Annotated in this window: 20 protein-coding genes; 5 read left to right on the forward strand and 15 right to left on the reverse strand. The window is 45.4% G+C overall.

Features of this window, described 5'->3' with window-relative positions:
• Positions 1–530: 530 nt before the first annotated feature.
• Positions 531–1,385 carry an alpha/beta hydrolase gene (locus CZ502_RS08180; RefSeq protein ID WP_076461420.1) on the forward strand — a complete coding sequence of 285 codons (855 nt, stop codon included), beginning with the start codon at positions 531–533 and terminating at the stop codon, positions 1,383–1,385.
• 101 nt (positions 1,386–1,486) lie between these two features.
• Here the strand turns inward: CZ502_RS08180 and CZ502_RS08185 are convergent, their stop codons facing one another.
• The gene (locus CZ502_RS08185; protein ID WP_076461422.1) at positions 1,487–1,747 is read right to left on the reverse strand and encodes a type II toxin-antitoxin system RelB/DinJ family antitoxin; all 261 of its coding nucleotides are present in this window, start codon (positions 1,745–1,747) and stop codon (positions 1,487–1,489) included.
• A gap of 173 nt (positions 1,748–1,920) precedes the next feature.
• Between CZ502_RS08185 and CZ502_RS08190 the strand changes: the two genes are divergently transcribed.
• Positions 1,921–2,280: a lipopolysaccharide assembly protein LapA domain-containing protein gene (locus CZ502_RS08190; RefSeq protein ID WP_076461424.1), complete on the forward strand. Its 360-nt coding sequence runs from the start codon at positions 1,921–1,923 to the stop codon at positions 2,278–2,280.
• 46 nt (positions 2,281–2,326) lie between these two features.
• Positions 2,327–3,139 (forward strand): HAD hydrolase family protein, encoded by an 813-nt coding sequence (locus CZ502_RS08195; RefSeq protein WP_076461426.1) that lies wholly within the window; start codon positions 2,327–2,329, stop codon positions 3,137–3,139.
• Positions 3,140–3,285: 146 nt separating this feature from the next.
• On the opposite strand, the gene CZ502_RS08200 is transcribed toward CZ502_RS08195, so the two are convergent.
• The 8 genes from CZ502_RS08200 to CZ502_RS08225 form a co-directional block, all read right to left on the reverse strand.
• Positions 3,286–3,624 carry a type II toxin-antitoxin system PemK/MazF family toxin gene (locus CZ502_RS08200; protein ID WP_076461428.1) on the reverse strand — a complete coding sequence of 113 codons (339 nt, stop codon included), beginning with the start codon at positions 3,622–3,624 and terminating at the stop codon, positions 3,286–3,288.
• Between the two features lie 162 nt (positions 3,625–3,786).
• Complete coding sequence (locus CZ502_RS10640) at positions 3,787–3,942, reverse strand: AbrB/MazE/SpoVT family DNA-binding domain-containing protein (RefSeq protein WP_143457281.1); 156 nt, start codon at positions 3,940–3,942, stop codon at positions 3,787–3,789.
• Positions 3,943–4,188: 246 nt separating this feature from the next.
• Positions 4,189–4,665, reverse strand: a complete 477-nt coding sequence (locus CZ502_RS08205; protein ID WP_076461430.1) for a nucleoside 2-deoxyribosyltransferase — start codon at positions 4,663–4,665, stop codon at positions 4,189–4,191.
• A 190-nt stretch (positions 4,666–4,855) separates the two neighbouring features.
• Complete coding sequence (locus tag CZ502_RS08210) at positions 4,856–5,974, reverse strand: vitamin B12 independent methionine synthase (protein WP_076461432.1); 1,119 nt, start codon at positions 5,972–5,974, stop codon at positions 4,856–4,858.
• Positions 5,975–6,338: 364 nt separating this feature from the next.
• Positions 6,339–6,509 (reverse strand): hypothetical protein, encoded by a 171-nt coding sequence (locus tag CZ502_RS10710; RefSeq protein WP_159434560.1) that lies wholly within the window; start codon positions 6,507–6,509, stop codon positions 6,339–6,341.
• Positions 6,510–7,382, reverse strand: coding sequence for an alpha/beta hydrolase (locus CZ502_RS08215; RefSeq protein WP_076461434.1), 873 nt, complete (start codon positions 7,380–7,382; stop codon positions 6,510–6,512).
• Between the two features lie 90 nt (positions 7,383–7,472).
• On the reverse strand, positions 7,473–8,111 hold the full coding sequence (locus CZ502_RS08220) for a DUF421 domain-containing protein (protein WP_076461436.1): 639 nt from the start codon (positions 8,109–8,111) through the stop codon (positions 7,473–7,475).
• A gap of 9 nt (positions 8,112–8,120) precedes the next feature.
• Positions 8,121–8,564, reverse strand: coding sequence for a DUF3290 family protein (locus CZ502_RS08225; protein WP_076461438.1), 444 nt, complete (start codon positions 8,562–8,564; stop codon positions 8,121–8,123).
• 99 nt (positions 8,565–8,663) lie between these two features.
• Between CZ502_RS08225 and CZ502_RS08230 the strand changes: the two genes are divergently transcribed.
• The gene (locus CZ502_RS08230; protein WP_076461440.1) at positions 8,664–8,906 is read left to right on the forward strand and encodes a DUF454 family protein; all 243 of its coding nucleotides are present in this window, start codon (positions 8,664–8,666) and stop codon (positions 8,904–8,906) included.
• Positions 8,907–9,116: 210 nt separating this feature from the next.
• On the opposite strand, the gene CZ502_RS08235 is transcribed toward CZ502_RS08230, so the two are convergent.
• The 5 genes from CZ502_RS08235 to CZ502_RS08255 all read right to left on the reverse strand — a co-directional run bounded on the left by CZ502_RS08235 (position 9,117) and on the right by CZ502_RS08255 (position 18,225).
• Positions 9,117–11,435, reverse strand: a complete 2,319-nt coding sequence (locus tag CZ502_RS08235) for an Aq_aa27 family P-loop NTPase (RefSeq protein WP_076461442.1) — start codon at positions 11,433–11,435, stop codon at positions 9,117–9,119.
• Between the two features lie 127 nt (positions 11,436–11,562).
• Positions 11,563–12,894 carry an FAD-dependent oxidoreductase gene (locus tag CZ502_RS08240; protein WP_076461444.1) on the reverse strand — a complete coding sequence of 444 codons (1,332 nt, stop codon included), beginning with the start codon at positions 12,892–12,894 and terminating at the stop codon, positions 11,563–11,565.
• A 397-nt stretch (positions 12,895–13,291) separates the two neighbouring features.
• On the reverse strand, positions 13,292–14,158 hold the full coding sequence (locus tag CZ502_RS08245) for a DNA/RNA non-specific endonuclease (RefSeq protein ID WP_076461446.1): 867 nt from the start codon (positions 14,156–14,158) through the stop codon (positions 13,292–13,294).
• A 118-nt stretch (positions 14,159–14,276) separates the two neighbouring features.
• Entirely contained in the window at positions 14,277–15,662 is a 1,386-nt protein-coding gene (locus CZ502_RS08250; RefSeq protein WP_076461448.1) for an amino acid permease, read from the reverse strand.
• Positions 15,663–15,948: 286 nt separating this feature from the next.
• Positions 15,949–18,225, reverse strand: a complete 2,277-nt coding sequence (locus CZ502_RS08255) for an LPXTG cell wall anchor domain-containing protein (RefSeq protein ID WP_076461450.1) — start codon at positions 18,223–18,225, stop codon at positions 15,949–15,951.
• A gap of 141 nt (positions 18,226–18,366) precedes the next feature.
• Between CZ502_RS08255 and tpx the strand changes: the two genes are divergently transcribed.
• Complete coding sequence (tpx, locus tag CZ502_RS08260; protein ID WP_076461452.1) at positions 18,367–18,861, forward strand: thiol peroxidase; 495 nt, start codon at positions 18,367–18,369, stop codon at positions 18,859–18,861.
• Positions 18,862–19,000: 139 nt separating this feature from the next.
• On the opposite strand, the gene CZ502_RS08265 is transcribed toward tpx, so the two are convergent.
• Positions 19,001–20,776, reverse strand: a complete 1,776-nt coding sequence (locus CZ502_RS08265; RefSeq protein WP_076461454.1) for a 1-deoxy-D-xylulose-5-phosphate synthase — start codon at positions 20,774–20,776, stop codon at positions 19,001–19,003.
• Positions 20,777–20,945 lie beyond the last annotated feature (169 nt).

Consider the following 20,945-nt stretch of genomic DNA (forward strand, 5'->3'; position numbering starts at 1 on the left):
GGTTTTTTAGCTTAATTTTCAATATTTTTGAAATTATAGTAGTCTTCTTCCTAGATGATCTAATGAAAAGTAGTAAATTATTGCCAACTGAATATGGTCATACACTGCTTCAACAGAAGGAATTTTCTATGCAGCACGATAACTGAAGTTCTGTCTATTGACGATTACTTAGATTGAGAAGCTTACTTAGTCTCAGTTCTACAGAGTTAAAGAGATAATAGGGAAAGGTATTATAATTTTAAACCTGTCATTAAAATTATAGTTTTAATGCAACCGGTAATTAGAAACCGCCCCGAAGACAGCTTTTTCTGCGATTCATGCTATTTAATAATTACAGCTTTTTTGCACTTTTATGTTAACTTTATTTTTATTTATTCCAGAAAAAATCCTGATTGTAATTGCCAGTAATCTACTGAGTAAAATTCCTAGAAAAATTTGCTAAATCTAGCAGCGATGGTTTATTTATTTTAAATTTTGTGCAATACTTAGTGTGAAATTTAGATGAAAGCCTTTTAAAAGGAGTTTTTACGATGAAGAAAACAATTGATGTTGAACAAGTACGCGATGGCTTATGGCTTGATTCTGATATTACGTATACCCAAGTTCCTGGCTGGCTTGGTAATACAACCCGTGATCTCAAATTATCCGTAATCCGTCATTTCCAGACTAATGATGATAAGCGTTATCCGGTTATCTTTTGGTTTGCTGGCGGTGGCTGGATGGACACTGATCACAATGTTCATTTGCCAAACTTAGTTGATTTTGCCCGCCAAGGCTACATTGTTGTTGGCGTTGAATACCGTGACAGCAATAAAATTCAATTCCCTGGACAACTGGAAGACGCTAAGGCCGCAATTCGTTACATTCGGGCTAATGCTGACCGTTTCCAGGCTGATCCTGACCGCTTTGTTGCGATGGGCGAATCTGCCGGTGGACACATGGCAAGTATGCTGGGAGTCACTAATGGCATGAAGAAATTCGACAAGGGCAATAACCTTGATTTTAGCAGTGATGTCCAGGTTGCCGTGCCATTTTACGGGGTTGTTGATCCATTATCTGCTAAGCAAGGCAGCGCAAGCAACGACTTTGACTTCGTCTACCGTAACTTACTCGGGGCAGAACCAGAAGTAGCGCCTGACCTTGATGCTGCTGCTAACCCCCTCACCTATATCAATGATAAAACGGTTCCATTCTTAATCTTGCACGGGACAGAGGATGTTGTTGTGCCAATCAAGGACAGCGAGAAGTTGTACGACACCTTGCTTGCTAACAACGTTGACGCGGACCTGTATGAGCTTAATGGTGCTAGTCACATGGATGCGAAGTTCTTACAGCCACAGGTCTTTGAGATTATTACTAAGTTCTTAGCAGAACACTTAAACTAATTTTTTGCTAGTTAAAAGCGCTTCAGATGTTAATTGACAGCATCTGGAGCGCTTTATTATTTCACATTTTTTTATATACTCTTCCCACTTAACAACCATTATTAGTCATCCAATAGCTTATGTTGTGAGATTGTCGAGCCATTTTTGTATTCCTTAAAGCGTTTTTCTAGGACTTTCGTGTTTTCTTCACTAAAAAATGGGCTTGCTTTAACCTCAAAGGGGATCTTTTTTTCATTAACTAATGCTTTGGTTGCCATTGTAATCCAAACAGAAAAATTTAGCCCCATATCATCTAATAACATCTCAGCTTCTTTTTTTAACGCTGGATCCATCCGTGCAGTAACTTTTGTTTCATTTGCCATGATCGTCACCTCGTCTTACGTTGTAACTACATTGTAGTCCTAAAAGCGCTAAGTGTAAATTGATAAACCATCCTTGCTGGCGTAATAATCATGATTTATCCGTGCTTAGTGTGATCATCCATTATATAATGGAAATGTTGCAAAAACACATTGACATAGGGAGAAATTATCTAATGAAAAAACAATCCACAACAATCATTTCAATCATTTTACTGATTATCATTGCGATCTTTGCGGTCCTTAACACCGCCGCCGTGCAGGTTAACCTCCTTGGCGCAAAGGTTAAGGTGCCGTTAGTTTTGCTAATCTTGATTTGCCTGCTAATCGGGGCCCTCATTATCTACCTCTTCTCCTTCTCCAGCCATATGAAGATGACTAAAGAACTGAAGGAACTCAAGGAGTCACGAGTAAGCCGCGACGAAGTTAAGAAGTACCAGCGCAAGATCAATGCCCTGCAAAAGGAAAACAACGAACTGCAGGCAAAACTAAAAGCACCGCAAGCGGCACCAACTAGCAGTCAAGCAGATAAATAACATTCAAGACTGGGGTTAACCTGGTCTTTTTTCTTAAGGAGATATAATGAAAAACCATAAATTTGTAGCAATCGACATTGATGGGACCCTTCTTGATGATTACGACCACTATGATGTCGCCCGGCTAAACCGTGATGTGGTTGCCTTAGAGGAAAAAGGTATTCACTTTATTGTCGCTAGTGGTAACAGCTACGACGCATTACAGGCAATTTTTAAGGATAGTCCGGCGGTGAAGGACTTTGTTGCGGAAAATGGTGGCCGGTTAATTACCAACCACCACGACATTCTCAGCTACTGTCACCAACGGGCAACTTTGACTAAGCTCCTAGCCTTTGTCAATGAGTTGCCCCATCCTGATCTATTATCAGTTTCAGGGCAAAGCAAGACCTTTATTGCTGCCGAATACCAGGATGTCCCGGTTCCCTACTACCCCCACCATACCTACTTTTCGACCCTCGCCGACGTGGGTGAGCCAGTCTATAACTTAAACATCAGTTGGTTTAAACTGCGCCTTCCCCAACCCCAAATTCAGGCCATCGTTGATCGACTAAATAATCGCTTTGCCGGAGAAGTACAGGCAACGTATAGCGGTGCTTTTGGCATCGACGTCCTGCCGGCAGGGGTTAATAAGGCAGTCGGTTTACGGCAGTTAGTGACTGACCAGTTAAACGGCAGCATGGATGCGGTGGTTGCCTTTGGCGATACTTCCAATGATATTGAGATGTTGCAAGAGGTCGGCACCGGTTACGCGATGAAAAACGCCACGCCGGACTTATTGGCAGTGGCTGATCGGGTAACCGCCCTTGATAACAACCATGATGGCTTACTAAACGAAATCGAACTCCTCTTTGATTTATAACGCGTGCAAAATATTATGTAAACTAGAGGTTGATGGTTTTAATATGACCATCCCCGTTTCCTTTACGTACGTAAAACAGACTATCTCCTCAAACTGTTACATCAAGAAGATAGTCTGTTGTCGATTGCTTAATTGCTAATAGATTTTTAATATGTCGCAAAATTAATTTTTTTAACTGTTTCAGTAAATTCAGGAGGTACTTGATCAACAACTTTAAATTTTCGATTGCTTAAATCTAATGTGCGTTCTTGATCGAGCTCAACCACCCCATGAATATTATCCAAAACGGGTAGTTTTAAATGTAGTGGGAATGCCTTCTCGTTAGAAGTGATTGGGATTACCTTAACCATTCCACCACATAATTGATTAAAATCATTGTTCGAAATAACTAATGCGGGGCGATACCCCTTTTGCTCATGACCATTTGGCGGGTTAAAATCAACCATTAGAATCTGCCCTTGTTGAAGCTTCTTATAAGAATTTATCTATAAATCTCCTCAAAACTTATTTTATTGCCATCACCACTTTCTGAATAGGCTCAGGAAATTAAAATAACTCTTTCCCTTGTGGCTGCCCCCAATCTACTTCTTTATTCTTTGGCTTATTTTTGAAATATGCTTCGGTATCAAAACCGTCAAATATTTTTCTTAATGGGCTTTCTTTTTTTCAGGAATTAAAATTCTTTTATCGTCTTCTACTTTATAGCTTAATTTATCCTCGTTCCCTAATTTGAATGAATCTAATATCTTTTTTGGTATTCGCACTGATAAACTATTAGTAAGTGTTCCCTTTTGATTTTGCATAATCAAATTCTCCGTTTTAATACTAATTTTATAACGCTAAATCATTTTTAAGATATTACTAATTATAACATTATTTTTTTATGTCGATACTTTACTAAATGTCGATACATGGCTTGTGACCAATACAATAACACATAAAAGTAAAGGAAAAATATGACAAAGTGATTGAAGCGATGCAAATTCCCCCTCTCACCTTATATTTAAAATAAAAACCCCGCCGTCAACGTTTGACAGCGGGATTTGCTATTAATATACACTTCCGTCATAGAAGTTAAAGCTTGGCTTGTTAAAGTCCACAGCAGCTAGTTCGGACATTTTAATAAAGTTATCCGCAATTCCCCAGCTCATTAAGTTGATTGGCTTGCCCCAGTCTTCATCTGGAATTACCACCGTGATGTACTTGCCGAGTGTCCGGGCCATGCCGAGCTCAACCCCCATGCCAACGTCCTCTTCTTCAGGAATGTAGACTGCTAAAATCATGTCGGAAGTAGATACCCCTACCCGGTCACCGTTATAGGTTGCCGTTGCCCATTCGCGGTCCTCGAGGAGTTCTGGATGTTCATCAACCCGCAATCCCTTATATTGGTGTTGTAGTGGCACGTATGAGTTTTCAACGTCAATCGTTGGGTTTTCTTCAATTGCCTTCATCGCATCCTTGTACGCCTTGTTTTGCTTATCAGTAAACCAACCCGCACAGAAATAAACTGTCTTACTCTTTGTCATTGAGCTCAGCCCCTTTTTAATTGATACTGTGATTTTATCATGAAAAGGGTTACCAAGCTAGTTGACTGCCAGGAAGCGACACAGTAACTGCCACCAGCTAATTCGCGTTTTTCCTTGCTTTTTCTGGGTTGCCTTGATATCTAATAGGTTTTGATCTAAGTAGTGAGCAATATTCATTGAGATCCCTCCCTTATTGCCAAATTTCATCCGCGATTTCTTTGATTAGGCCGAGTTTTTGCCATTGCTGGTCTTCGCTGAGGATGTTTCCCTCTTCTGTTGACGCAAAGCCACATTGTAGACTAAGAGCCAGGTTGTTTAGGGGCACAAATTCAGCGGCTTCCTTGATTCGCTTGATGATTGCAGCCCGTTCTTCTAACTGGCCGGTTTTTGAAGTAACTAAGCCCAGAACTAGTCGGACGTTAGGGCGGTTATTCCAAATCGTTGCTAGTGGCGCAAAGTCACCTGCGCGGTCGCTGTCGTATTCGAGGAAAAAGCCGTCATAGTTTAACTGTGCGAGGTAGTCGGCAACTGGTTCATAGCCACCGGAAAAGAGGAAGGTTGACTTGAAGTTTCCCCGACAAATATGGGTCGTTACCGTCAAGTCTTTCGGTAGATCGTTTAACGCGCCGTTTATAACCGTAACGGCATCTTCGGCCAGGTGGACGTATTTTTGGTGCGCCACCGGATCTCCCTTTGTGGCGTTGAGTTTACTGATTAGAAATGCCCAGGTCGTGTCATCAATTTGTAAGTAACGACAACCTAGCTCATAAAAGTGCTTGATTGTCTTATTGTAGGCTGTCGCTAGGTCGGTCAAGTAGTCCTGGCGGCGGTTGTAAAACTCCGGCCAGTTGTCAGACCGGTTATCACGAAAGAGCATTGTCGGCGATGGAATCGTCTGTTTAGCGATTGTTCCGGGGCCGGCCTGTTCATTTGTAAACTTAAAGGCAGCGAAGAACGGGTGCTGGGGGTTATAAGTGACCTTTCCTCCAAGCTCCGCATTATCCGTCCGGGTCGTGGCGCCGTGGAACTTGTAACTTTGGTGGTAGTCATACTTTGTAACCCCGTTAAGCCCCCAGAGAAAATCGAGATGCCACCAACTCCGCCGAAATTCACCATCTGTGACGGCGTGTAGGCCAACCTGCTTTTCCTTGGCAATCAGCTCCTTGATACAGACGTCTTCCACCCTTGTTAATTCTGCTTGGTCAATCTCACCCGCACGGAACTTTGCCCGGGCATCCTTTAATGCTTGGGGCCGGAGAAAACTTCCCACAATGTCATAACGAAATGGTGCTGTCAATTTTGCTGTCATCACTAATCAATTCCTTCCCTTTAGAAAACGCCTGGTAAAAACAAAGACGTCCCGCAAAGAAGTTAGTTACTTCTTTACGGGACGTCTTTAACGTGTTGCCACCCTCATTTAGTAGGAGCTCACACCCCTACCCTTCATCGGTACACCATCTCTGGTAAACCGTGACACAGTACCGGGTGTCAACCGTGGACCACTTACCATCAGGCTCGCAGTCGCAACTTTGCTCCAAGACCATCTTCATGAACCGCCGCAATATCAGCTCGCACCTAACCTGACTCTCTGGGATTGCATTAGAACATTACTCATCTTTTCTAAGCGTTCTCTAATTTAATTGTCATTATCATAGCGCGGCCGGATATTGTTGTCAACCCTCAATCGTATTTTCTTTAAGCGCCTTAATTACTAGCTGCTTGGCGGCAGCAGAGACGGTAATCCCCTGATTTTCCGCATACTGCTTGAGTTGCTGGTAAGCAGCAAGGTCATCGCTGCCTCGCCAAATAATGCCCGTTACCTGGCCGTGTTCTTTTTTCATCATTTAGTTTGCCTCCTCATTTTTGCCCCACAAGATCTTCGCAATTTCCTTTAAAATTGTTTCGCGGTTGTGCAACTGGGTATGGGTCGTCTGCGGGTAGATCTTCTGGTGGTAGCTAATCGTCGGGTGCGTCCCGACCAGTGACTTCAGCATTTCTGACTGGATATGGGGGACCGAACCATCAGTTATTTTGCTTCCGTCTTCACTCCCCATTAGGTTGTAAATAGTGACGGGATAGTTGAGGTGCCATTCCTTCATCTGCAAGAAGAGCTGGTGAAAGTTTTTATCAGTTGACTTGGTGATCAAGTGGTAGCGATAGCGCAGCTGGTCACTGAGACTTTCCTCCACCGGGACGCCGAGAAAGACCAGCTTATTCAGCTGTAAGTGCTGTTGGAGGTACTTCGACCCCATGTAGGCATGAATAAATTCGGTTCCCCCGTAGGAATGGGCGACGACATTGACCTTTTGAATCTGGTAATGGCGTTGTAAGTATTGCAAAACCGCGGTTAGCTGCTTAACTTGGGGATGATAAGTTGCGTCATAATTCCAGGTGAAAAGGATCTGGATCAGGGCATTCTTTTGCTTATTAAAATCCCCCTCAGTCCAGATCCGGCCATTGGGAGCAACCCAGACGGTCAGTACTTTTTGGGCGATGTTCTTTTGCTGGTAATACTTGATCATCTTATTGTAGGTGATTGTATTGCCGCCCCAGCCGGGGATCAGCAATGTTGGCGTTGACTCGTAGTCATATTTTTCCGCAAGCTCCCCTGTCAGTGGCTTTGCTGGGGTTCCGCTAAGCAAGTACCCCTGCACCCCGCATGCAAGGAGAAAGATTGCGCCAAGGCTTACCCCGACGATTTTTACTGCCTTTTTCATTTCATCATCTTCTTAACTATCTAATTAACAACCATTATACGCAAGAAAATCCAGAATAGCGTACGTTTACCCCTGGATTTTCCCTTTTCTTCAGATTTGCGGGTATGGAATCAGTGTCAGTTTACCACCGATGTATTCACCGAGGTAAATGTCTTCCGCCCCCTGGTAGCCAGCCTGGCGAATTTGTTCTAATACCCATTGTTCATCATGGTGGATCAGTTCCAGTACATCGTTATTGATCTGGCCATCATTAATCAACGGGAAGCGAACATTTTCTTCATCGTTTTCGATGATCACTAGTTGGCCATTTTGTTCCAAAATACCGCTTTTAACCTTGGAAATCTCATAGATTCCGTGGCCCCGCAGGCGAAACATCAGGTCGTTAGCGGTCAGCCCAGCCTTCATACAATTTTCAACTAAGAGCTGCCCATTTTGAATCAGTAGTTGTGGGCGGCCGTCAATAAACCGGCGGACCCAGGAATTGTGGTCTTTAGCAAATTTGACGATGAAGACGATTAGCGTCCAAATCAACAGGACCATGATGAATTGCAGAACGGAAATGTCGCGATTATAAATGATCCCACCAATAATTCCCCCGAGAACATAGTTTTGCACCTGGTCGATGGCACTTGTTGGGGCGAGATTACCCTTTCCAAGAAGGTTGATCTGCAAAATCAAGCATAACATCCCCAGGGTAAACTTAATAATGATTAACGAATAACTATCCATCATATCCTCCTACTTTTTAACAATTACTTGTGGGTTAACGACGTGGGCCCGGCTAAGGGTATAATTGTCACCATTGGTACTCATATTAACCCGGTAATCACGATCTTCAATTCGTACGATAATTCCGTCAGTAAGGGTGGTTGAATTAACCACTACCTTTTGTGGGGAAACATGGTGGTCACGGGCGACCGCCTTGACAAAGGGAATCATCTGCATCGTCTGTGATCGCTGAAGGTTATTTTTCTCCATGTCGGTGACCTGAAAGCCGACAAATAGCAACAACAGCAAGAAAAAGATGATGCCGAGATCACGATAACGGGTAACGAGCCGGTGGCGCAGATACATTAGGGCGGTGATTGCGATCAGCAGGATCAACACAATAATTGCAACGTAATTAAACAGTTGGTTCATCTGTTGGTGGGCAGTTAAGTAACTGATTGAATAAAAAGTCATGGCTTCATCTCCAAAAAATGTAATGAAAAGTTAAACTATTCAACTAGAAGTCCATGTTACAATATATTAAATTGTCTGTCACTAGAAAGGAGGATGCTGATGGTTTTACGAGTTTTGATTAAGGTTGCCTGGGGATTCTTGGGTAGCCTGTCCTTTATGGGTGGCATCATCGGGTTACTGTTACCGGTGATCCCCCAGGTACCATTTTTCCTAGTGACAATTTTTTGTATCGCTAAAATTTCCCCACGTTTTCATAAGTGGCTATTAAGTAACCGCCTATACCTTAAGTACTTGGCGCCAATTATTGCTAAGTTTAGGCTGAAACGGGTAGTTAAAAGTTAATAAAGAATTTTAAAATAGTAAGAGACTGGGAATTAACTCAGTCTCTTTGCTATTTTAAAGATTTTAATGTTACAACGCGGTAGCTGGCTGGATTCTGAACGTTGATAAATCAACGCCCAGAACACCTAGCCATCCTCGCGGGGGTTCGAAGACAAAGTCCAAAATCAAGATTTTGGACTTTTTTCTCACTCCCGTTTTTTATGTTCATTATTAACCAAATAACCGTGCCCAAAAGCCCTTTTTCTTTTCCTTTACCGGCTCTGGAGAAGTGGTTTCTGTTGTTACGTGGTTCGTTGGATTGGCTGGTGCATGATTATCAGCATATGGGTTGCGTTCGCCGATCCACTTGAAGAACTCGTCAGCCTTAATCTCGACAAACTTGCCCCGCTTACCATTGATCCCGTCAACACACAGTTCAATCGGTAAGGCGTTGCGGTACTTTTCAATACTATCTGCCGTAAAACCGTTGAAGGTGTTGAGCTTGGAAATATCAAAAAGCAAGCTGTGGTCTTGCTGGCGGTACTTGAAGTCGTCCTCCTGGGTAAGGTAGAGCTTGGCCCACCGGTTCCGGGAGCTCTCCTTAAAGTCATCACAGATCTCGTCTGCAAAGTATGGTGGAACTTCCATATCAGCCATCTTATAGTATTCTCGGAAGAGCTTCCGGGTATTAGCAAGGAAGTCGAGCTTTCCAGTCTTCTCATCAAATGACCGCCATGGCGTCTCGTCATCTTCCAGGAGGCTTGCCATCCGCATAACAAAGTCCTTGAATAAGGTGTTGTTAAGGGTCTGCCGGACATTGTAGATGTACTTGTTAGCCTCGCCTTTTTGTTGTTCATCGATAACCTTATCAATCTGCAGGTAGTAAGTCCGCCGGGCGGTTTCCCGTAGCATGGTAAAGCCGGAATCGTAGTTGGTCGTCCCAATCAGTGGCGCAATTGCATGGGGGTTATTGACCAGTTCATTCATCGTGTCAACAACCAAGTGCCGGCTGTATTGGTCCTGCTGGAAGAAGTATGGTTCAATTTCATCCATCAAAACAGGGTATGAACTACCGAGCTTCATGTAATGTTCGATTGCGTCGACCGTCTTTGCCTTCTTTTGTGGCGTCTCGGTTGGGTAAATCGTCCCGAAGTCAATCAGTGACCGGTCGGTGTTCCAGGTCAACTGGTTGATGATCCGCAACAAGGTCGACTTCCCAGACCCGGCCGTCGCCCCTAGAATTAAGAAGTTAGGAATATCATTCCCGTCTTCGGGGTTAAGACTTGCCTTCGCCCGGATTTCCCACAAAAATGGTGCGGTAAAACTGTACAAGATTGCCTCATAGAACCGCTTCCCATAATCGTCATTGTAGTCAACGACATATTGCTGGTAACCCTTAAGCACCGCGTCAATGCTCTTTAGGCCATCACGGATTTGGCTAATCGTGGCAACCTTACCGAATGGGATTGGGTGGGTTCCGGTGTCGTTTGGCACGTATAACCCACTGTTATTATTAACGAGGTTTCGTTCCATTGGTCGGTCGTACAAGAAGGTCGTGTACTTCTTTTCCGCTGACCGTTGTTGGGGCGTCATTCCACTGATCAAGGCATCTTGGACCTGCTTATAAATCTTTTCCCGTGACTTGAGCTTTGGCTTTGCGGCCCGGGGTGAGACAGCGGTCTTTTGTAAGGTGTAGATCGTGTCGTGTTGTTGGATCTGCCGCTCAGCCTCTTCTTTTGCCTGCGAGCGATCGGTCGTAATATCCCGCATCGCCTTGGTGATCATCGCTGGAATCTGCTTGTCATCAATCTGCTTTTGCACGTCATGGCTGATGATGTCAGTCATGTCCGCCGCCGCAATCTGATCAGTAATCTCATTATCGAGGATAACTACGGCGTTTTGGGCTGGCTTCCCCTTGTTGTCCTTGGCACTCTCGTCAATCTGCTCCTGGGCAGCCTTGAGGAGGTTTTCCGTAAAGAACGGGCTTAAGATTGGCCGAATATCTTTTTTGTAGTGGTTTTCCAGATTTTGGAAAAGCCGGATATCATCATCAAAGACCAGGATTTCTTCGTACTGGTTACGGTCCTTGTCAAATGACTCCTTATCTAGATTAAGGCTCCCTAAAATCACCCGGGTATCATGCGTCTCCGAGTTACTCAGTAGGTAAAAGCGGGAGTGGATTGCCTGGGTGGGCGCAATTGATACCTGGAAAAGGCTGTTTAAGACGTTGGCCTGGTTGTCGCTTGTTAATGCTTCAAAGACCTTCGCCGGCTTTTTATTTGCGGCATCAAGCAAGGCATTGGTCAAGGCAACCTTGGTGATAACATCGTCACCAGTCTTGGCTTCGTCACTTTCGGGCGCGCTCAAGGCAATGTCAACCTTGATAAACTTACTCAAGTACTGGTTGATGAAATCAGCAGTCACGTTCCCCGTTACTGCCGTTAAGCGATTAAACTTAACCGCGTCAAATAATTGGCTGATTTTTAGTGGTGGCGTGTCCTGGCCATTAAAAACGATATGAATCTTTTTAAGATCTGAATCTACTGTCATTAGCGTTATCCTTTTCTAAAAACATATTAACTTCCTTTATTTTCGTTGATTTGCGTTCATTTTGCAAGTCGCTGCGGTAAATAAGCGATAAAAAAAGCAGTGACACAAACCGCGCCACTGCTTGCTTCTATTTGAATAGGTCGTTAAATGCTTCACTCATTGTTGGGTGGGTGTAGATTTGATCACGCAATAAGGTGTAAGGCAGGTGGGCCTTCATCGCTAAGTTAATCATGTTAATTAGCTCAAATGACTCAATGCCGTACAGGGTCGCCCCTAAGATTTCCTTAGTTGCGGGATCAACAAGGGCTTTAAATAATCCGCGGGTGTCCTTTGCGACCCGGGCTTTAGGAATTGCTGCGACCGGCAGCTTGAAGAGTTGGTAATCAATCCCCTGCTTTTGCGCTTCTTTTTCTGTCAGGCCGACTTCCGCGAGCGCCGGATCAATAAAGACACTGTAAGGAACAAGTTGGCGGTCAGCAAGGGTGTAGCGACCACCGTCAAATAGCTGGCTCTTGATAATCCGGAAGTCATCGAGGGAGATATAGGTAAACTGGGGACCACCCTTGATGTCACCAATCGCCCAGACCTTATCAACATTTGTCTGCAAGTGGTCATCAACCTTGACCGCTCCTCGCTGGTCGAGAGCGATATCCGTGTTTTCAAGGCCAAGGTCTGCTGTATTTGCTTTCCGGCCAGTAGCGGCGAGGATCCGGTTAGCGAAGATTGTCTGTTCCTTGCCGTTCAGCTCATAACTGACGGTCGCACCATCTGGGCCATCAGTTACCGAAGAAATATCGGCACCCAGGATGAAGTTAACCCCTAGGTCTTCAAGGTTTTCTTTAACCATCGCACTAACATCGTCGTCTTCACGAGGAATAAAGGCGGTCTTGTGGTCGATTACCGTGACCTTTGAACCGTACTTAGCAAACATGGACGCAAACTCAAGACCGATATAACCAGCACCGATGATTACTAGGTCTTGTGGCAGTTCCTGCTGGTCCATTGCGGCGGTTGAATCGAGCATAAACTTACTTTCTGCTAAACCAGGAATTGGGAGGATAATCGGCAGCGCACCCGTGTTGATAAAGATCCGCTCACCTTCATATTCTTCAACCGTTCCATCGGCCGTCGTGACGGCAACTTGGTGGTTACTGATAAACTTAGCATTCCCGTCAAGGACTGTCACTGTCGGTTCATCTGCCAGCATGTGGTAGTTCTTGTTACGCAAGAGGCTGGTCATTTCATTTTTGCCCTTCACAGCATCGACGAAGTCAACCCCATTGGCAGCTTCAATTACTAGGCGCTTTGATGGCAGACAAGCGATGTTGATGCAAGTGCCCCCGTACATCTGGTTGGACTTTTCAACGACAACGACTTCTTCACCTTTCTGTGCAAGAAACTTGGCGAGTGTTTTACCACCCTTACCAAAACCAATGATCAGATTTTTAACTTTCTCCACGATAATCGCCTCACTTATTGTAAGTATATTTTCATCCCCTATCCTACCCTATTTAAGCGAAGCCGTCATTATTCTTGCTCAAGTTAGGTAAAATTTTATTAAAAACGATTCTTTTATGGTATAATAATTCTTGGTCGACAGATACCGTCGGGCCGAGTTGTCATGCTTTACGTAATAGTACCGTCTGCCCCCATCGCAGAATAATAGACGGTTCTCCTCCCTAATAAAGCATATATCACTAGTAACGCAATATAGAGAACGTAGGCATTGACACTGCAAAACTCCCTATCCATCATGCACAATGGATAGGGAGTTTTGTTTTGTGGGGGGATACGTATACTGTTTAGACAAATTAAAAAGAATCTCAAGGATGCAATATCCCTTGAGACTCTTTTTATTACTGGTTAATTGCGGTGACTGCCCCGGTGGCGTAATTGATACTAATATTATTTTGTACGTTGGGCACGAAAACATTATACTGCAGGGTTCCGTCAGCGGACTTCGCTTCAATGTGGGCACCGGATGGGACGAGGTTATTGCCATCATATACATCGGTTACCCGGTAGCGAACCTGCTTATTTTGGTCGAGGGCCTTACGCACAAGCCCCTCGTAGTAGTTTTGCCCGGTAGAATTGGTGCTCCGCGCTTCGTTGGCCCAGGCAGTCTGGGTCGCGATATTCTTCGGGTTAGCCTCTGACGCGTTAAAGCCGCGGATTCCACCGACTAATGCGTAGCCAAGCAGGTGCCCTCGATCGTAGGCATGGTTAGGACCGTTCTTGAGGTTGTGAGCCTGCAAGAACCCAGCCGGCTTCCAGTTCGTCGCGCCATTACCGGTTTGGTTACGGTTTTTATACTGCCGCGTCGTCCGGTTTAACCAGGCATCTCCCTGCCACGCCCGTCCACGGGAATCCAGCCGGTTGACTGCGTACGGTGCACTGCTAATGCCTGCATTGAGGCCCGTCTGGTTATTGTTAAGGATAAAGGCCCCGTTTCCATTCCACTTGATATTAGTGGTACCGAGCTGCTGGCGAACCCCTGCTGAGAGGACGCTCTCTGCTTGTTGCTGGCTTGGTGGCGCCATTCGTGAGTTATTGGAATTTGGGTGTTGCCCCTTGTCATAATGCTGGCCCCAGGAGACTAGTTGTTCAACTCCTGCCGACGCCGCATCACTTGTCTGGGGGTGCTGGCTAATCCCCCCCACCCCTAAGACAACGATTAAGGGGATGATTAACTTCCATAGTTTCTTTTCAAATCGAAATCGCATAAGCCAATCCCTTTCTCTAAACGTATGTTCGTTGATATTGTATCATTTCATGACTGGAAAAGAAATGTTTATTTAAAAAGGATAAAGCCTACAAGCACAAAAACTTGTAGGCTTTATCTTAGTTTTCCTGCTTCTTTGCTCTCAGCTTATAAATGATACTCATTAAGATTAAGAAGACAAGCCCGGCACTGACTGAAACCCGGGTGTCTGGGTTAAAGAACATGAACAGTAGAATGACCGTTAAGGCAATCAAACTAAAGTAGTTGTACGCCGGATAGAATGGCATCTTAAATGGGTGATCCTTCAATTCCACTGGGTTTTGCCGGCGGAAGTTTAATTCTGAGATCAAAATGATAAACCATGGTACCATCCCCGGAAGAACACTTGAACTATAAACAATCACGAAGATGTTTGATGATTTTGCACTGAAAGTAGATACCAGCATGTTCACGACAAACCCTAAGAAGATCCAGAAGGCGATGGTTAAGATTGCAACGTTTGGTACCACCCGCTTGGAAAGCTTACTGAATACCTTTGGCACTTCCCCATCGACAGAGAGCTTAAAGAGCATCCGACTGGCACTGTAAATTCCGGAATTTGCCCCGGAAAGTGCGGCCGTTAAAACAACGAAGTTAATGATTCCGGCAGCTCCAGTAATTCCGACCCGGGTGAAAGTTTCAACGAATGGTGAACCAACGGCTTTTAATTCGTCCCATGGGTAAATTGAAACGATCACGAAGATTGCCCCAATGTAGAAGATCAAGATCCGCCAGATAACGGACTTAACTGACTTCACAATCGCGTGCCGTGGCGAGGCTGCTTCACCAGCGGTAATCCCGAGCAATTCAATTCCCTGGTAAGAACCAGCAATCACTGATAAGGAGAACATGAAGCCCATGAAGCCACCGGTGAAGAAGCCACCGTGGGACCACAGGTTAGAAATTCCTACTGGATGCCAGTGGTTACCAAGGCCGAGAACGATTACCAGTAAACCAAGGATGATCATCACGATAATTGTTACGACCTTAATCATCGCAAACCAGAACTCCAACCGACCGTAAGCCTTGGCAGATGCTAAGTTTGCCAGTGTCAAGATGACAATCATGATTACCCCGGAAATCCAGTCGGGTAAGTCGGGCCACCAGTAATTAAGGTACTGACTCATGGCGATGATGTCGGAAATCCCCACGATGATAAACTGGAAGACGTTGCTCCACTTTGTTAAATAACCGGCTAAGGGGTGAATGTATTTCGACCCGTAATCCGCAAAGGACCCGGTCCCGGGACTGATATAAATCATCTCCCCCAGCGCCCGCATTACCCCGTATAGCACTAGGCCGACAAAGGCATAGGCCAAGAGGACGGATGGCCCGGTCCACTTGATCGTTGATGTTGCCCCCATGAAAAGACCACTACCGATTGTTCCCCCAATCGCGATCATTTCCATCTGGCCAGGCGTCATCGTCCGATTTAATTTTACTTTTTCGTTTGCACTATCCATCATACTAACCTCACTTCAAATAAAAAAGCTACCCATTACGTCCCAATTCAACCCTGATCATTGCTTGATGTGGTTGAGACGTCCTGGATAGCTGTTCGCTAACAGATTTTAGAAATATTAAAGGTGCCCAACCACGGTGCTTGTTGTTGTGGTTGAGGTGGAGGTTAGATGATGAATAATATCTCGAATATAAATTTGCATATTAATCTCCTCCATTTCTTCTTTCGATAACATTAGAATACTATTAGAAAATTAAGAATGCAAGCCTTTATTTAACTTTTTTTGAAAATTAACGTTTTTTCCGCAAGGATACCAGGCCAATGGCAGCGACGATCGCCGTGACTAATAAGCCGACCACGCTGGTCACGGTATTAACCTTATTACCTGTCTTAGGGAGTGTTCCCGTCGTTAACTGTCCCTCGCCTTGGTTAGGTGCTAATGGGGATGTCGCTTCTAGTGCCGTTAAACGGTCTTGGGCAGCCTTGAAACGTTCATGCAAGCGAAGTGGTTCCTGGTTATCCGTTATCGCTGTGACACTAACTGGCTCTTGAATAGCTTGTGGTTGAATGTTTGCTTGCGGGGTAACGATTTGCGGTTTGCTCCTTTCTTCGCTTTCTGGCGCCGTCGTGGAGGCAGGGATTACCTGTGGCGCGTTACCGGCTGCTTGGCGTTCGCTTGCCGTCTTTTCTTCTGGGCTGGCAGGTTGTGGCGCTAAATCAGTGATCTGCTTGGCTTGTGCTTTCACCGTTGCCGGTTCTTTTGTCGCTTCGTCCAGTTTGGTGCTCGTTACAGTGGTTGTCTGAGGACCAGCAAAGTCTTTTTCTTGCACTGTCTGGGTCCCTGCTTCATTACAAGACACATCGACTGACTGGCTTGCGTTTTCACTTATATCCGACGGGGCGGTTTGGGATGTCGTGCTAATTTGGCTTTCGCTGTTAGTCTGACTGGCAGCAGTACTTGTTTCTAGTGGGACAGTTTGGGTTTCCGCATCGACGCGGGTGACAGGGAGCGTTTGGCTTGGTTCATCAACTATCTGCTGGTCAGTCTGACTTGCTTGGTTGACGTAATCCACACTCGTAGTTTGCGTAGCGCTGTCCTGATGCTCGTTAGGCTGGTCAGTCATCGTTGAAGCGTCGCGGTTAGTTGCTTGCTCCGTGGCCGTTGTTTCCGGCTCCGTCTGCGTTGCAACTTCGTGACTCTGTTGTGGCGCGGTCATTGTGCCGACTGTTACTGTACCGGCGATAGTAGTTTGCGTACCAGCATCGTGATGTTCACTACTATCCATCGTCTGACTAGCGGTAGAAGTCAATGAGATAGTCGTTTGGGTTGCCTGGTCACTGCCGGTCAATCGTGTTTGGCTAGCAGCATCTTCAGTGGTAGTTTCCGCAGTCTGGGTTTCCTGACTAGCTAGTTGGGGCGTTTCTGTTGCTGTTTGCTCATCGACTGTTTCTACTGGTGGCACAGTCATTACTCCTTCATCAATGAAGGTAGGGAGGTCAACTACGGCATCCCCAACGCCAATTTCGCGACGTGTAACCCTACTTGTCTCTGTTGATTCAGTGATTTGTTCAGGAGCCGCTTGCGTTGCTTGGTCTCTACTGGACACTGGCTCATCCCCGTTGGCAGTATCAACAAGCTCCTTAACTGTCGTCATTGTCGATTCAGTAGCGGTCGCTGGCTTCTCTGTTTGGCTCGCTTGATCCGCCACTATCACTGGGTCATCCCCCACCCCAGTATCAGCGGTCGTGACCTCTTCATCCCCACTAGCGGTATCCTTAGTCACGGGATTAACAGTCTGCGTTGCAAAGTCGCGCATGTTTCTAACTGGTGCTAACGTTTCATCATCAATCCGATCGTCACCACAGCCCTCATCAATGCTGGTATTTTCATATTGGCTCCCCACATTCCGGGAAGTAATTAGGTCTGCTGTATCAGTGGCGGTCGTCACCGTTGCTTTTTCATCTTCCACTGGCGTATTTGTTGCTGCGTCAGATACGGTTACTTGGTCGGTGATTTTCACCGGTGCAGTTTGTACCCCTTGGTCAATTGATGTTGGCTGGTCCTTGCTGGCTTTTGCTTTTCCCTGATAGCCTGGAAGGCGGTGATAGAAAGCAAATGTGGGCCGATCAAATTGGCCGATGTTCAACGTAGATGTCACTGCAGGGACTGTTTTCGCGTAACAGATGTAACCATCAATCTTGGGCAATTGAACCTCATCAAGGTTGTCAACCTGCCACATAGTCTCGTTTCTGCCAAGTGTCTTGTGATTAACCGTAACTTCGCGGTGGGCTGTCGCCGTCTGAACGATATCCGGAATCTGGTCTTCCTCGTCCAAGCCACTGAAGTGGATAACACGTTTAATCTCACGGGTCTCTGGCCAAGTCTCGATTTCTTTCTCGTATTTTTCAGCAGCAATCTTGGCCTCAATGGCCTCAGCAAGTGATTGTGGTTTGTTCTCATCTGCTAAAACGGGGTTAGCAAAGCCAAGGATTGCCGTGGCGGTCACCATTCCCAGTAAGTAAGCATTGTTCAAGCGACGTTTCTTAGTGTGTGTGTTCTTTAACATAAAAATACTCCTTTTTGTGTCTCTAGTATTTAAATACGTAAAAAAGGAGCGGTTTGCACTTTTAAATTTTAAAATAATGATTTTTAACGGGAGTTTCGTTATACTAAACGTAAGCTACAGTAAGAAAAGGAGTGCATCATAATGGAAATCACGATCAATGGCGAAAAGCGGCAACTAGTAGGAAACCCACCGGCAGTTGGCGAAGAATTCCCCCACTTTAAGGTGTTTGACAAGAATGGGCAAAAGATTAAGACCCGCCAGTTGCTCGGCAAGGTAACCCTGCTGAGTGTTGTCCCAGACATCAACACGCCGGTATGTAGCCTCCAGACAAAGCGGTTCAACTCGACAATGGATGAGTTCCCCGATGTAAACTTCCTGACGATTTCAACCAATACCACGGAAGACCAGCAGAAGTGGTGTGCAGCTGAAGGTGTTAAGAATATGCAACTGGTTTCTGACAAGGAAGAATCGTTTGGTTACGAATCCAAGCTTCTGATTCCCGATGAGGCTCTCCTTGCACGGTCAGTATGGATTCTTGATAAGGATGGCAAGATCGTCTACCGGCAAATCGTAAGTGAATTGGTTGATGAACCAGATTACGATAAGGCAATTGAAGAATTAAAGAAGTTAATATAAGAAGCTGTTAATGTAAAATTGCAAAAGTTTGCCCCACCAGTACCCCACTGGAATTCTGAAAAAGAATATGGGGAGCAAAATTAATAATCAAAAAAGCTGTCACTGACAAGCACAAACGCCTGTCATGACAGCTTTTTGATTATAATGAGTGGATGACTTTTTCTACGTCATCAACGATTTGTTTTGGTGTTAAGTGATACCATTCATACATTACGTCAGTTGGCACATTGTCCGCAAATTCCCGCGGTGCCCCAAAGTTTAACACTTTCATGTTCTTTGGTCCGTAGTAACGGGAAATTGTTTCGCCAAAGCCCCCGCTTAGGTTACCATCTTCTAATGTTACAACCACATCATGGTTTTCTGCTAAGTGGTGGAGAACTTCTGGATCGATCCCCGTCACCGACTTCGGATTAATCAGGGTTGCGTCGATGTTGAGCTTTTTGGCAAGCTCACCGCGGACTTCTTCACCTAGTTGCCAGAAGTCGCCGACCGCCATAATGGCAACTTCGCTTCCGTGATGGGCAATGTCATACTTGATGGCACTGTAATCATCCTGGGTCGCCTTGCCGTGGACTAATGGCTTCTCTGGCCGCCGGATTGCTACCGGTTGGTCAGTCTGCTTAATTGCCCAGCGTAACATCGAAATCATTTCTTCCTCATTTGTTGGGGCGAGGTATTCGATATTTGGCAGGTCACTGATCATCGAAATGTCAAATGTTCCCTGGTGGGTAGCGGAATTTTCCGCAATTGAACCCCCACCGACAATCATCACAACCGGGGCATCATTTAAGGCCATGTCGTGGATTAACTGGTCATATGCCCGTTGTAAGAAGGTGCTCTTCTCAAAGACAACCGGCCGGGCACCTGCTTGGGCCATAGCGACAGCGGTGGTGATTGAGTCTTGCTCGGCAATTCCGACATCAAAGTAGCGGTCCGGGTGCTTAGCCTTAAACTCACTGAGGCCAAATTCACCAGGAATAGCCGCACCAATCGCCGCTACCGGAACCCCATCAGCAATTTGCCGGTCAAGTTCTGCTAAGATTGCATCATTGTAAGTATCACCACTTGCGGCAACCTTATCCTTCCCGGTCTTCAAATCAAATGGCTTGCGCCAGTGGTATTTCATCTTTTCATCAACCGCTGGCTGGTAGCCCTTCCCTTTCAAGGTATTAACGTGGATAACGATTGGGTGGTCAATCCCCTTAACTTCATTGAAAGTATCGATCATCGTCTGCAAGTCGTTGCCATCAGCGACGTACTTGTAGTCTAAGCCCATAAACTTAAAGATATTATTTGCTGACTTCCCATTAGTATCACGAAGCTCTTTCAAGCCCTTGTACAAGCCACCCTGGTTCTCATCAATTGACATTTGGTTGTCGTTGACGAGGATAATTAGGTTTGAATGCAACTTGGCAGCGTTATTCAATCCTTCAAAGGCCAAGCCACCACTTAATGAGCCATCCCCGATGACAGCCATGATGTTATTAGTTGATTGTGGCTTCATCAGGTCACGGGCCTGGGCCATCCCGACTGCGAGCGCAATTGAAGTTGAAGTGTGACCAACTTCAAAGAAGTCGTGGGCGCTCTCTTCGGGCGAGGTAAAACCAGTCACGTCCTCGTAGTGGTCTGGATCAAGAAAACCAAGCTTCCGCCCCGTTAGCATCTTGTGGGCATAACACTGGTGAGAAACGTCCCAGATGATCTTGTCATGGGGAGAATCAAAGACATAGTGAAATGCCAGCGTTAGCTCCATCACCCCAAGGTTAGGGCCAACGTGACCACCGATCTTAGCGTCACGTTCGAGAACTAACTGCCGCATTTCAGCTGCCAACTGCTTTAATTGGTCAAGTGACATCTGTTTAATGTCGCTTGGCTCGTTGACTTCGTTTAATAGATAATCAGGATGCAGATTCATCTATTCCACTCCTTCTTTAATTTTGGTATCAGTAATTTTATATCATAATTTAACTGCTTTACTTATTCTAACACTTTCTAAAGTGATGAGTAAATTATGGACCATTCAAATTGACGAAATTGCCCCATTTCGATACCATTATAAGGAGAAATTACGTTGGAAAAGGGAT

Origin of the sequence: Limosilactobacillus caccae (assembly GCF_900156885.1) — a bacterium.
Lineage (GTDB): Bacteria > Bacillota > Bacilli > Lactobacillales > Lactobacillaceae > Limosilactobacillus > Limosilactobacillus caccae.